At 33.4% G+C, this 13,353-nt stretch carries 14 protein-coding genes; 11 read left to right on the top strand and 3 right to left on the bottom strand.

The genetic code is table 11. From position 1 onward, the window contains the following. Positions 1 to 92 precede the first annotated feature (92 nt). Both GSY47_RS04100 and GSY47_RS04095 read left to right on the top strand, forming a co-directional pair. The gene (locus tag GSY47_RS04100) at positions 93 to 1,295 is read left to right on the top strand and encodes a helix-turn-helix domain-containing protein (RefSeq protein ID WP_179003731.1); all 1,203 of its coding nucleotides are present in this window, start codon (positions 93 to 95) and stop codon (positions 1,293 to 1,295) included. A 574-nt stretch (positions 1,296 to 1,869) separates the two neighbouring features. Beyond that, positions 1,870 to 2,268 carry a ribonuclease E inhibitor RraB gene (locus GSY47_RS04095; RefSeq protein WP_179003732.1) on the top strand — a complete coding sequence of 133 codons (399 nt, stop codon included), beginning with the start codon at positions 1,870 to 1,872 and terminating at the stop codon, positions 2,266 to 2,268. 516 nt (positions 2,269 to 2,784) lie between these two features. On the opposite strand, the gene GSY47_RS04090 is transcribed toward GSY47_RS04095, so the two are convergent. After that, positions 2,785 to 3,690: a helix-turn-helix domain-containing protein gene (locus GSY47_RS04090; RefSeq protein WP_179003733.1), complete on the bottom strand. Its 906-nt coding sequence runs from the start codon at positions 3,688 to 3,690 to the stop codon at positions 2,785 to 2,787. 219 nt (positions 3,691 to 3,909) lie between these two features. Between GSY47_RS04090 and GSY47_RS04085 the strand changes: the two genes are divergently transcribed. The 9 genes from GSY47_RS04085 (at position 3,910) to GSY47_RS04045 (ending at position 10,991) form a co-directional block, all read left to right on the top strand. Then, a complete protein-coding gene (locus GSY47_RS04085; protein ID WP_179003734.1) occupies positions 3,910 to 5,106 on the top strand; it encodes an NAD(P)-dependent alcohol dehydrogenase in 1,197 nt (398 codons plus the stop codon). 11 nt (positions 5,107 to 5,117) lie between these two features. Then, positions 5,118 to 5,873: an SDR family NAD(P)-dependent oxidoreductase gene (locus GSY47_RS04080; RefSeq protein WP_179003735.1), complete on the top strand. Its 756-nt coding sequence runs from the start codon at positions 5,118 to 5,120 to the stop codon at positions 5,871 to 5,873. A gap of 104 nt (positions 5,874 to 5,977) precedes the next feature. After that, positions 5,978 to 6,337: a cyclophilin-like fold protein gene (locus GSY47_RS04075; RefSeq protein ID WP_179003736.1), complete on the top strand. Its 360-nt coding sequence runs from the start codon at positions 5,978 to 5,980 to the stop codon at positions 6,335 to 6,337. Next, positions 6,334 to 6,828, top strand: coding sequence for a (R)-mandelonitrile lyase (locus GSY47_RS04070; protein ID WP_246611255.1), 495 nt, complete (start codon positions 6,334 to 6,336; stop codon positions 6,826 to 6,828). The genes GSY47_RS04075 and GSY47_RS04070 overlap by 4 nt, the downstream gene beginning before the upstream one ends. Before the next feature lie 72 nt (positions 6,829 to 6,900). Beyond that, positions 6,901 to 7,569, top strand: coding sequence for a carboxymuconolactone decarboxylase family protein (locus GSY47_RS04065; RefSeq protein WP_246611254.1), 669 nt, complete (start codon positions 6,901 to 6,903; stop codon positions 7,567 to 7,569). 11 nt (positions 7,570 to 7,580) lie between these two features. Beyond that, positions 7,581 to 7,997: a putative quinol monooxygenase gene (locus tag GSY47_RS04060; protein ID WP_179003738.1), complete on the top strand. Its 417-nt coding sequence runs from the start codon at positions 7,581 to 7,583 to the stop codon at positions 7,995 to 7,997. Between the two features lie 273 nt (positions 7,998 to 8,270). Then, entirely contained in the window at positions 8,271 to 9,122 is an 852-nt protein-coding gene (locus GSY47_RS04055; RefSeq protein ID WP_179003739.1) for an aldo/keto reductase, read from the top strand. Between the two features lie 194 nt (positions 9,123 to 9,316). Further along, positions 9,317 to 9,721 (top strand): cupin domain-containing protein, encoded by a 405-nt coding sequence (locus tag GSY47_RS04050; RefSeq protein WP_246611253.1) that lies wholly within the window; start codon positions 9,317 to 9,319, stop codon positions 9,719 to 9,721. Between the two features lie 235 nt (positions 9,722 to 9,956). Further along, entirely contained in the window at positions 9,957 to 10,991 is a 1,035-nt protein-coding gene (locus GSY47_RS04045; RefSeq protein ID WP_179003741.1) for a sulfite exporter TauE/SafE family protein, read from the top strand. A gap of 76 nt (positions 10,992 to 11,067) precedes the next feature. Here GSY47_RS04045 and GSY47_RS04040 read toward each other — a convergent pair whose 3' ends face one another. Together GSY47_RS04040 and GSY47_RS04035 are read right to left on the bottom strand one after the other, a co-directional pair. Beyond that, positions 11,068 to 11,484, bottom strand: coding sequence for a cyclophilin-like fold protein (locus tag GSY47_RS04040; protein ID WP_179003742.1), 417 nt, complete (start codon positions 11,482 to 11,484; stop codon positions 11,068 to 11,070). A gap of 36 nt (positions 11,485 to 11,520) precedes the next feature. Beyond that, complete coding sequence (locus tag GSY47_RS04035) at positions 11,521 to 13,248, bottom strand: carboxymuconolactone decarboxylase family protein (protein WP_179003743.1); 1,728 nt, start codon at positions 13,246 to 13,248, stop codon at positions 11,521 to 11,523. Positions 13,249 to 13,353 lie beyond the last annotated feature (105 nt).

Genomic DNA, 13,353 nt, shown 5'->3' with positions numbered 1-13,353 from the left:
ATTTGTTATTAAATTGTTATGAATCAATTGTTTTGCAATTCCTAAACATTAAATTAACAGTCTCATGGTACTTTAGCACAAAGATTTTTAAGATGAAATACATTATCGCTATCGGAATTTTTCAGGCTCTACTGGCCGCTGTATTGCTTTTAAGAAGCAGGTACCGAAAAAATGCAGATGATCTACTAATTTCTCTTGTAGTTTGTATAGGACTCCATCTTTCTATAAAATTTTTCATTTTCACTTTTGTGGAAGATCAGCAGGTTCTTAATATGATGAATACCTTTATTGGTTTTTGCTATATTCCGTTATTATATCTTTATACCTTAAAAACTATTCGTCCTGAATTGGTTGCCGCCTCAAAGTGGTATCTTTTTATTCCGTTTTTTATTGGCGCAATTGGTTATTTTTCTACGGTTTGTGTATTAACAGTTACATCGCCAAAAGCTTATTTAGTTTTATATTGGTACAACACTATCAGTCTTTATACTTTACTGCCTTTAGATATTATCGTTTCTGGCGGGATTATTTATCTGGCGATTACTAAATTGCCAAGAAATAGCCAGGAAAAAATACTGATTATACAGCTTGCTTCGCTTTTTTTGGGAATAGGTCTGCTTAGTGTTTTATTTTTGATTTTTAGCTCTTCAATGCTTTCTTTGAATTATTTGAGTAGATCTATAATTTACACGCTTCTTGTAGTGATTACAATTAGAATAATTACATATAAATATGGAGCGATTATAGAACCAGTTTCGGCAGATGTTGATAATGATTTCCTGTTATCGGCTGGAGACTCTAATATTCTGCCAGAAATTAGTAATCAGATGAATTCTCTTACGGAGAGTAATTTGGACATGGAAGATATTTTGGATGAAAAAAAGAAAATTTTACAGCCACAAAAAAGAAGAGAAATACTCAGCCATAGCGAGATGTTTAAAATACTCCTTAAGCTTGAAAAAGCAATGGAAAAAGAGCATTATTATATGGAGAGTGATCTTACTTTAGATAAACTTGCCAAGCTCAGCAGTCTAAGTAAATATCATATAAGTGAAACCTTAAACCATTTCGTTCATAAACCATTCTATACCTTTATTAATGAATATCGTATAGAACATGTTAAAAGGAATCTAAAAAAATTATCTGAAAAAAATATCAGTATTAATATTCTTGAATTGGCTTATGAAGCTGGGTTCAATTCTAAATCATCATTTAATAGATATTTTAAAGAAATTACTACCTATACGCCTAGAGAATATATCAGCTTGATTATGACAGATGCTTTAACGTCTTAGAAAAATCTTACTTTTTTATTGTTTAAATTTTTTTGATTATAAATTTAGTTGGATATGTTTTTGGTATGTTTTTTTGAAAATATACTACAATCATAACCTTATTAAAAAGGGACAAAATGGTTTTAATTTTTATAGACTTTACTAATATTTAACTTTTAAGAAAGAAAATTTAATATTTCAGATCATTTTATTATATCCAATAAATGAAATATTAAGTTACAAATGCTTGTTATATAGTTAATTAAGTATGTCTGGATTAGAAAAATCAATGTAAATGTTGGTTTTGGAACTTTTCAATAATAGTATTACAACTTTGCTCTAATGTTTAAGGTGTAAAGGATAAAATTATTTAAAAAGCAACCTGTTTTGTAAAGTGTTTATTTATAGACTTTTAATGTTTTAAATTGATTTAAATTTTTTTATCTAATACGAAATAAACTTAAGGATGTGATCAGATTAGTTTATATTCTATTTGTTTCATTGTTAAGCTTTTATTACTAACATTTTTGTGATATGATATTTGTCTATGTTTGTTTTAAAAAAGTAATATTAATAATAAGCCAATAAAATAACTATGTTAAGTTTTCTAAAGCCTAAAAAGGAAAAAAGATTAGTTTCTAAAAATGATTTTAATGCGAATTTAGTTAAGCACTACAGACTTGCAACTGAATCTCTGGTAAGTCTGCGAGACGCTGGAATTGAAGAAGAAGATGAATTAAGAATAGATTTCTTTTTTTATGCTAATACCCGCGAGAAAGCGAAGACATTAGAAATGGAAATTCAAGAGAAGGATTTTACCGCAAATTTTGAGACAGCATTGCATGATAAAAATCTTTTTATAATTTCCGGGAAAACAGGAAAGATTAAAATGATGCATGAAACTTTAAGTAAATGGGTCACTGAAATGTCTGAATTAGGATATGAGTATGACTGTATTTTCGATAGCTGGAGCATTGATTCTGAATTGAAATAAAATATTAGAATACAAGAAAATATTGTAGAAATCTTATGGCGCCTTTACTAATGGCATCTTTTTTTTATTATAATTTCTAATTCATCGTGATTTTTCAGTTTATAAAAGTCTATGCAATCTGCTTTAATCTGAAAATAATTTCGGGCATAATTATCAGATTCAAAACCTTTGACAGTTTTTATAACCACAATAGTTTACGGTAGAGAGGAATTGCTTCAAGTAACGCTGATGCAAGATTGTGGCATAGAAATTTATATTACATAATATCATCAAAAGCACCTTAACTTTTACTGCTGAACCACAGATGGCTAAAGCTTATTTGTTTATCCAGATTTTTTTATTTTTATTTTGGTGAGTGGGGCTAGCTAGCTGGGAAGAAATAAATATATCTTATAATCTCTATTTAGATCTAAGAGATGATCTGCAATTATAACCTTAAGTTAGGACAGACTAGTTTTACTTGCCTTAGATTTTGGTAATAATGCTGCGCCACAATTGTGTTTTAAAATAATTCTACTAATTCAATTTATTGGAGGATTTAAATTCGACAGGTGCCATTCCTACTTTTTGTTTAAAAAGTCTTGTAAAGTGCTGTTGGTATTTAAAACCAAGTTCATTGGACACTTCGGTGATCGTCTTATTCTCCTCTAATATCTTTTCTTTAGCGAGTTCAATTAATTTTGACTGTATATAATCTAATGCGGTGCTGCCGGTTTCTTTTTTAATCAAATCACCAAAATAATTAGCAGATAAGTTTAGCTGGTCGGCAAAATAACTTACAGATGGCAGTCCAATCAAGGCAGGTTTGTCTGATAAGAAATATTCGCTCAGCTGATTTTCAAATCGAGTTAAAATATCATTGTTAGCATGTGTACGGGTAATAAATTGGCGGTCATAAAAACGCATGCAGTATTTAAGAAAAAGTTCAATATTTGATACTATTAAGCTTTTGCTGTGTTTGTCAATGTTTAGTTCAATTTCCGTTGTAATTTTATAGAAGCAGTCATTAATAATTGCGCTTTCTCTTTTAGAAAGGTGCAGTGCTTCATTAACTTGATAAGAAAAGAATGAATACTCTTTTATTGTTTTTCCAAGATTAGTTCCTGCAATCAGATCCGGATGGAAAACCAATGCTTTTCCTTTAGGGGTAATTTTCTCTCCCTTGGTATCTATACCATAAACCTGTCCCGGAGCAATAAAAACTAATGTTCCGTCATCATAATCATAAGGCTGGCAGCCATATCTTATATCACCGCACTTTACCTCTTTTAGGAATACAGCGTAAACCCCCATGTATCGGCGAAAATAGCTAAACGGCGGGATGTTCTTAAAATCTACCACAGTTACAAGTGGATGAAGAGTATCAGCACCCACCGAATCATTGTACTGCTTTACTGTATCAAATCTTTCTACAGAACTCATAAAAGTAATTTTAAGCAAAGGTATTGAATCTAATATGCCTTTTTATGTTTCTAATAACGAATCAGTAAAAGTGGTAGGTAGAACCGTAGTATGTATAAGCACTGTCTTTTAGCTAATGCTGAATTTTGTAAAAGTTAAATAAACATTGAATTACGGTGGTGCTCTGTATAAATTTAAGATAGATACGAGTACCAGAAATAAAAGAAATTAAAAAACAATATGGAAAAATCAAGAAGAAAGTTTCTACAACAGACTGCATTGGCCGGAACTGGTTTAGCGCTTGCAGATGTTTCAAGTCTGCTTGCAAACGAAAGCGATAATAAAAATAAGGAAACTAAAAATGTTACTATGAATAATAAATTGATAAAATCAAAAGGGTATGCCGGAATTGATAAAGAATCACCCCTTAAATCTTGGGATTTCGAACGAAGAGCAATAGGCGATTATGATATTCTTATAGATATCAAATTCTCTGGGATATGCCACTCAGATATTCATGTTATAAGGGAACATTGGGGAACACAAAAATACCCACAGGTGCCTGGTCATGAAATTGCGGGAGTAGTTGCAGCAGTTGGACAAAAGGTTACCAAATTTAAAGTTGGAGATAAGGCTGGGGTAGGATGTATGGTTAATAGCTGCATGGAATGTACTAGCTGTAAAAATGGAGAAGAGCATCATTGCGAAACTACTGGAATGGTAGGTACTTATGGAGCGTCAGACCCTACATCACCAAGCGGTATTACACAAGGAGGATATTCAAACAATATTGTTGTAACAGAACATTTTGCTATTAAGATTCCCCAAAACATAGACTTAAAATATGCAGCACCATTATTATGTGCGGGCATCACAACTTATTCGCCTATGATGAAAACAGGAATAAAAAAAGGGGATAAAGTCGGTGTGATAGGAATTGGAGGACTTGGACATCTTGCCGTGAAAATAGCAGTAGCAAAAGGTGCTGATGTGTACGCTTTTACAACATCTTCAGATAAAGTAAATGATATAAAATCATTTGGTGCTAAAGAAGTAATTATTGTAAATGGAAAACAGGATCAGCTTAAACCGCTTTTTGGAAAACTTGATTATATGATTTCGACAGTTCCTTACGCTTATGAGATGTCAAACTATATTTCTTGTGTTAAGCCAAACGGTTTTTTTACTCAGGTTGGCCAGCCCATAAATGGCGAACTGATAATTAATAATTTCAATATGATATTCAATCGTGTTAATTTCAATGGCTCGCTTATTGGCGGTATTCCTGAAACTCAGGAAGTAATGGACTATTGTGCGCTTAATAAGATTTATCCCCAGATAGAGATTATAAAGGCAGATGAAATTAATGGAGCTTGGGATAAAGTAGTAAATAAACAGGCACGTTACCGTTATGTAATTGATGCTTCAACTTTTTAAAAAATAAAAAAATGAAAGAAGAATTTAAAGATAAAGTGGCAGTCATCACTGGAGCTTCTATGGGCATGGGACTTGCTACAGCAAAAGCATTTGCAGAATCAGGTGCTTATGTAGCTTTGGTAGATATATTAGATGCTAGTGTGCAGGCAGAAGAACTAAAAGCGGCTGGTTATAAAGCACAGGCATTTGTCTGTGATGTAGCGGATGAAAAACAGGCAAAAAAAACTGTAGAGAAAATTGTGGAGCAGTTTGGCAGTATTGATTTTGCGTTTAATAACGCAGGCATACAGGCGCCACCACAGGAGCTTGCAGATGTAAGCTATGAAATATACAACCGAGTTATGGATGTAAACCTAAAAGGGGTGTGGAATTTTATGAAGTATGAACTGCAACAGATGAGAAAACAAGGCAACGGCGCAATAGTGAACAACTCTTCTTTGGGTGGACTTGTAGGCTTGCCAGAACGTGCTGTTTATCATGCATCAAAGCATGGAATTTTAGGCATGACAAAAAGTGCCGCACTCGAATTTGCACCTAAGGGTATAAGAATCAATGCTGTCTGTCCAGGAATTATTGTAACACCTATGGTCGAAGATATGATGGTTAATCAAGCGGAATCGATGGATGCATTGGTAGAGCAGCTTCCCATAAAACGCCTAGGTAGAGCTGAGGAAATTGCCGATGTTGTACTTTGGCTTTGCAGTAAAGAATCTACCTATGTTATAGGCCAGGCTATCGCTGTTGATGGAGGTTACACAGTGCAGTAACTTAAGCTGTTTGTATTCTATTATTATTGGCTTTTAAATATTTAGTAAATTTAATCAATAGAATTTGTACTGTAAAAACGGATTTTATTCAAATCAAATAAGTGATGAAATTAAAAATACAGATAGGAGATAAACAGGTTGAAGCAGTTTTGTATAACAATCCAACAAGTCAGGACTTTGCTGCTTTACTACCTTTGACATTGACTTTAAGGGATTATAATAGAACAGAAAAAGTAAGTGATTTAAATAAAAGGCTTACGATTCAGAACGCGCCAAACGGTTATGCCGCATTTGTTGGAGATTTAACTTACTATGCCCCTTGGGGTAACCTTGCCTTGTTTTATAAAAATTACACTTATGCCACTGGTTTGATTTCTATAGGTAAAATAACAAGTGGCATCGAAGCTTTTAGTACACAAGATGCGGTTGTAGTAAAAATAGAATTAGAGAAAAAACAGTTATGAAAAGAACAATTTTAGCATGCCTGATTATAAGCGGAGCTTTACTATCATTGGGATGCAGTATCAATAAAAATAAAAAAGAGATGACAGATCAAGACAACAATCCAATTTTTCCAAAAGGAGATAAATTATCAAATGACTGGTTTACAGGAAATGCTTTTCTGACACCATTATTAGCAAAAGATAAAAACAACGAGTTTGCAATGGGAAGCGTAACTTTTGAAGAAGGAGCAAGAACCAACTGGCATACTCATCCGAAAGGACAGGTCTTAATTGTTACAGAAGGAGAAGGATTTTATCAGGAAAAAGGAAAACCGGCGGTAAATATTAAAAAAGGAGATGTGGTAAACATTCCAGAAAATGTAAAACACTGGCATGGTGCGTCGGCAAAAAATAAATTGGTTCATATTGCCATTACAAATTATGAGGGTGATACCAATGTGGTTTGGCTCGAACCAGTTTCGGATCAAGATTATAAAGATGTAAATAAATAATAGTAAATCATGACAAACAAAAGAAAATTTCTGATGATACTATTTTTTGTTTTCATGTTAATTGGAAATACAATGAACGCACAAAATTCTATTAATAAATCGCTATGTATTCAAGAACAAAGTATTGTAACTATAGCAGCGCTGACTGCAATTGGTGATATTGATAATTTAAAAATAGAGCTTAATAAAGGTCTCGATGCTGGTCTTACTATTAATGAAATCAAAGAGATATTGGTTCAACTTTATGCTTACTGCGGTTTTCCGAGAAGTTTAAACGGAATCAATGCTCTCATGGCTGTCCTTGAGGAAAGAAAGATAAAAGGTATTCAGGATAAAAAAGGTCAAGAAGCCTCTATAATTGATAGTAAATTAGATAAATATCAATCGGGAAAACAAAATCTGCAGCAACTTACAGGTATTGAAGAAAAGGAATTAAAAGGAGCCAATGCCTTTACACCAATAATCGATACATTTTTAAAAGAACACTTATTTGCAGATATCTTTAATCGTGATGTACTTAATTTTGAGCAGAGAGAATTGACAACTATAGCAGCTCTAGCTTCAATGTCTGGCGTGACACCTCAATTACAGGCACATATCGGAATGGGGATGAACACTGGAATTACTGAAACGCAAATATTGAAAGCTTTCGATTTAATTGAGAAAAATATTGGAAAACAGCAGGCTATTATAGCTAGAGAAGTTTTAGCGAAAGTGATTATAGCAAGGCAAAATAAATAAATAATTAGTTTATGAAAAAGTCATTGATAACGCCAGAAGGATTGTTTCTTATTCTATTTTTCTCTTTGTTAAATAGTAACATCATTTCTGCACAAAAAAAAGATCAAATGGTTCGTATGTCAGAAATTGAAATAGTGCCAGAGTATCTAGAAGAATATAAAGCGATCCTCAAAGAAGAGTCAGAAGCTTCTGTTCGGCTAGAACCTGGAGTAATTGCAATTTTCCCGATGTTTCAAAAGGAAAACCCAAATCAGCTAAGAATTTTAGAGATTTACGCTAATAAGGAATCGTACCAGTCACATTTAAAAACACCGCATTTTCTGGTTTACAAAACTTCTACACTTAAAATGGTTAAATCATTAAAACTTGTAGATATGGATCCTCTTGATGCAGAAGCAATGCCGGAAATGTTCAAAAAATACAATTAATTATTGATTACAGGACTTTAAAAATTTGGTCTGCGGTCACTTTAATTTGTATTAAATAGATATGAGTAGTACTAAAATTTCATAGTTTTTGATGTTTTTTTTAAAGCAATAATTTAGTTGATAAGTGCTTAATATCCATAAGATATATTTTAATCAATTTTTTGTTCCAATAAGTAATCTTGGTAAGAGATTCCGTAATTTGTATAACACTTTCATTTTATTTAGTTCGGAATTTTGCAAAGGGAAAATTTAAAAAATTTAAACTTATTGATAATGAGAAATGTAAAATTATACAATGGTGTTGAAATGCCAGTTTTAGGCTTTGGCGTATTTCAAATGCAGGATATGGCCGAATGCGAACAGGCTGTAGTTGATGCAATTGAAATAGGTTACAGATTAATTGATACAGCAGCCTCTTACATGAATGAGAAGGCAGTAGGAAAAGCAATAAAGAGAAGCGGTATTGCAAGAGAAGAACTTTTTATAACAACAAAGCTCTGGGTTAGTGATACCGGATATGAAAATACAAAAGCAGCTTTTCAGAAATCACTTGAGCTTCTTCAGTTGGACTATCTTGATTTGTATCTAATCCACCAGCCGTACGGCGATATTTACGGCTCTTGGCGTGCGATGCAGGAATTGTATCATGAAGGAAAGGTTAAGGCTATTGGAGTTTCTAATTTTCATCCTGATAGGGTTATTGACTTAGTAGTCAATACTGGTTTTGTTCCGGTGGTAAATCAGATAGAGACGCATCCATTTCATCAGCAAAACGAATCGCAAAAATTTCTTTCGGAAAATAATATTCAAATTGAATCATGGGGGCCTTTTGCAGAAGGAAAGAATAATATTTTCCAAAATGAAATTTTAAGTTTAATTGCTAATAAATATGACAAATCTACAGCCCAGATTATATTAAGATGGTTGACTCAACGAGGAGTAGTTGCTATTCCTAAGTCAGTTCGTAAGGATAGAATGGCAGAAAATTTCAACATCTTTGATTTTGATCTAACTATCGAAGATATGCAGATGATTCAAACTTTGGATAGAAATGAAAGTTTGTTTTTTGACCACAGAGATCCAAATATGGTAAAGTGGCTTAGTGAGGTAAAATTAGATAGATAAATTGTTTTTAGTTTAATTTTTTTGAAAATAAATATATTAACTCTGAATAGTCTTCGTCAAGATCAGTAGTTTTTTAAATAACCAAACATTAATACATAAGAGTAATGAATAATTCAAAGAAAAAAAACAAAATTATTTTTCTGTTCCTCGTAGCCATCTGTTTGATATCATGTAAAAATAAAGAAGATCAAAATATGGCGAATAAGTCTGGAGTTGAAAATTTAATTTTCTCAAAAGGCGAAAAAATTACGAGTCATAATTTTACAGGTAATGTCTGGTTGAATAACTTAGTTCAGGCCGACAGTATAAATCAAAATGCTGTAGGGAGTGTAACGTTTGAGCCTGGAGCAAGAACCAAGTGGCACAGCCATCCTAGCGGACAAATTATCTTGGCTCTTGATGGAGTTGGTTATTATCAGGAAAAAGGAAGTCCCAAGGTGGTAGTTAAAAAAGGAGAAGTTATAAAATGTCCAGCTGATATTCCTCACTGGCATGGTGCTAGTGTAGATGCTAAATTTATTCAAGTTGTAATAACAGGAAGAGAAAAAGGAGAGACAATTTGGCTCGAACCTGTAAGTGAAGAGGACTATGTTAAATAATAAAGAATACTTGAAGTCTTAGAATAAAGGCAGAAGATAATACTTCTAAAAATAAAACCTTCAGAATCAAAATGATTCTGAAGGTTTTTTTGATTGAAAAGATTTTTTTAAGGTTTTTGCGACCACTTAACTAATAGAAAACTGTGTTCAAGTTTTATTCAAGATTCGCTTATACATTTGCTTTAATTTTTCCGTATTAAGGAATTAGTGTCAAATAAATTCAATATAAATAAGTATGGAAACAGGTTTAATAATAATATTTATCTGCAGTTTTTTAGCTTTTGCAATAAGTGCAATCTGCGGTGGTGGTGCAGGACTTATGCTTATTCCAATTCTTGGTGCGCTTTTGCCGATGAATCAGGTTCCTGCTGCTCTTTCAATAGGAACATTTACAAGTTCTGCTTCAAGAATCATTTTGTTTAAGAAAAATATATGCTGGCATATCGTTAAATATTTTGTTCCGGCCGCTATACCTGCAGTCTGGTTAGGTGCATGGCTTCTTAAATTCCTAAACCCATTGTATTTAGAAATTGCGATGGGACTTTTTCTGATAAGTAATCTCCCGTTTGTTTTTAAAAAGCCAGAAGCGCTTAATTCTGAAAAAAAAGCATCAGACTGGTTTTTGTCTGTAATTGGATTTTCTGCTGGATTTCTATCAGGGCTTACAGGCGTAGTAGGTCTGCTATTCAACAAATTTTACTTGAACCATGGATTAACAAAAGAAGAAATAATAGCTACTAGGGCAGCCAACGAAATTATTCTTCACTTAATAAAAATAGTTTTATACACACTCTTTGGATTGATATCTATAAAAGTAGTTTCAATTGGAGTTGTAGTGGCAGTTGCCGCGGTATTATCATCTTTTTCAATGAAATGGATTCTGCCTAAATTAAGTGAATTTATTTTCAAGAAGATAGGTTATTACGCTATGGTGCTTTCAGGATTCGTAATACTAGGAAAGACTACCTCCAGTTTGGCAATGGAAAAGGGCGGAGACTTTACTGCAACTACTATATCTAAGGGACTCGAAGCAAAATTAAAATGGCAGGATGCACATTTTGCAATGGAGTTTACTTATGATGAAGGTTTTGAATTTGAACAGGTTATTCCAATGAAAGATTTGACAGCTCAACAGCAGTTATTTGTAAAAAGCAGTTATGACAAAGCAGATCGAATAATTATTGAAGCAGTTTATACAATTAACAAAACCTCTTATGAAGCATATTATATTAAAAATAACGAACTGATTCATAAAATTGATTTTGAGTAAATGTAATTTTGATCTAAATTAGAGCCAGGTAGTACTAAAAGCAGAAGTCCTCCATTACTATGGAGGGCTTCTGCTTTTATTTATCGATAAGTTCAAAGGTAACGTTCATAGATTCTGACTCTTTAAAAATTTCAATTCCTTTTTCAATTTCTGCTAGAACAACTAGACCAGCTTTTATCTCATGACCGTCCTGATTGTAGAATACTGCAATTCCGCCGCCGAGCCAATATGCTACATCTCCTTTTTTAAAGGTATTTTGTACTTTACCTTTTGTGGATAACTCACTTGAAATACCGCTGTATTTTTCCCTATTTCCAAGATCACCCATATTTAAAGTCAGGGGTAAGAGTTTTATAAAGTCTTTTGTAGTTTGATTATCAGTAAGCTGGGCATATAATAGATTTTCGCCTGTCGTTATTTTTAGTTTCTGGATCTGGCAGAATACAGAGACGGTACATAAGAATGCAAATAGAGTGGCTGTTAGATTTTTCATATCAATTTATAATTCAGATTCCTGCAGTTCATTGCCTTAATTTGTTTGCAAAAATTTGGTATAAAACTCGGTTAATTTATCGACCGCCTGACGGACATATTGTAGTTTCCAGTATGTTTCTATATGGGTTGCACCTTCAATGAGAAAAAGTTCTTTATTTTTAGCATTAACAGCCTTTCCAAAAGCATCTTCTGTCATATAGTAAGAATCTGCTTTGCTTCCTGCAATCATAAGCAGTGGCTGTTCAATTAAATCCATATTGGTACTAGCATCCCAGGTCATTAAATCAAGGAGGCTGCTCAAAGTATAATTGCCTGTTGAGTTAGGATGAGCATAAGTTTTTCCGTAATATTCCATACCCTGACGATATAAATCGGGCATTTTTGCAATTTGTTCATCTGTAAATGGTTTCGCATTACTGTTTGAATATAAAATTTCACCACCTGCTGCTTCCTGTGCTCTGGCATCTGAAGCCTGTTTTAATCTGTCCTGAATGGTGGAAAGCTGAGAATTCATGTATCCATTTCGTCTTACAAGTCCTGAATTGAACATGCTTAATGTAGCAACTGATTTGAATCGTTTATCTGACTGCGCTGCTTTTAAAGAATAACCGCCTCCTCCGCAGATACCTAGCAAGCCCAATCTTTTTGAATCAACGCCAGCATATCCTGAGATATAATCTGCCATTGCGTAGATATCTTCGATTCGGTTGGCAGGTTTATCCACGTTTCTTGGAAAACCACTGCTTGCGCCTTGATATGCTGCATCTGCTGCAATGGTTATATATCCCTGTTCAGCAAGATACTGGGCATATAAACCAGCTACCTGTTCTTTTACACCGCCGTTAGGGTGTGCAATAACTATTGCGGGATATTTAGCGGTAGAATTATAATTAGAAGGTGTATAAACGTTGGCAGCAATAGTAATGTCTTTAATTTTATAACTTACGGGATGAATATTAACCCTTCCTTTTATGTTTTCAGTTATTGCTCCGTCATAGACCAAAGTAAATGGGTTATTCTGGCTTTTTGTATTTTCATTTTCTTTCATATAAATATTTTTTAAAATTTCTTTCATTAAACTGCTTTCTGCGGGACCTATTTTGTCCTTTAGCAGTTCAGAAATGCTGTATAATTGATTTTTTGTCAGTCCATTATAAATGCCTACATTGATATGAGAGCGTAGCTGGGGATCAGCATTTCCTAAACTGGCTAATGCTGCTATAGTGACAATTTCGCGAGTTTTAAAATCTAACAGATCACGGCCAAAGATATCAGCGAAAAGATGCTCTTTTAGGAAAACATCTATGATTGGCACAAAATCAGCAGTACTGGTTTTCATGTCACTGCCCAGTAGTTTGGCCTGTATTGCTGTGCCTTTCTTTAATCTATTTTCATTGGTAATGAATGTAGCGGAAGGTTTTCCTGCCAAGTCGTTCCTTCCATTTTTTTTACGTTCCTCAAGTACAGTTCTAAATGTGCCTAAAGCATTTAAAGCGCGTGGAAATCCAGCATAAGCGTAGAGCTGTATCAGTACTTCTTTGATTTCATTAATGCTTAATCCTGCGTCTAATCCGCTGTTTAGTGAAGTTCGCAGTTGGGGCATATCTCCCTTTGCTGTAAATCCAGCTATTGGAACAAGACTTAGCTCTTTACTATTCAATGGGTGGTCTGCTTTCATATTGGTCTGTGCATGTAACGATATTATATTTCCAAATTGAACTGTAAGTAATACCAAGAGGGATAATGCTTTTAGCTGTTTCATATGTTTGTATTTAAATTGATAATACAAAATTCCGCATATTAAAAGAACTCATTCTTATATTAATTACGGAGTTACCTACCAATATTACCGATTAGCTTCCATATA

Origin of the sequence: Flavobacterium quisquiliarum (genome assembly GCF_019308285.1) — a bacterium.
In the GTDB taxonomy this organism is placed as follows: domain Bacteria; phylum Bacteroidota; class Bacteroidia; order Flavobacteriales; family Flavobacteriaceae; genus Flavobacterium; species Flavobacterium quisquiliarum.
This window is presented reverse-complemented; position numbering and strand designations above follow the sequence as displayed.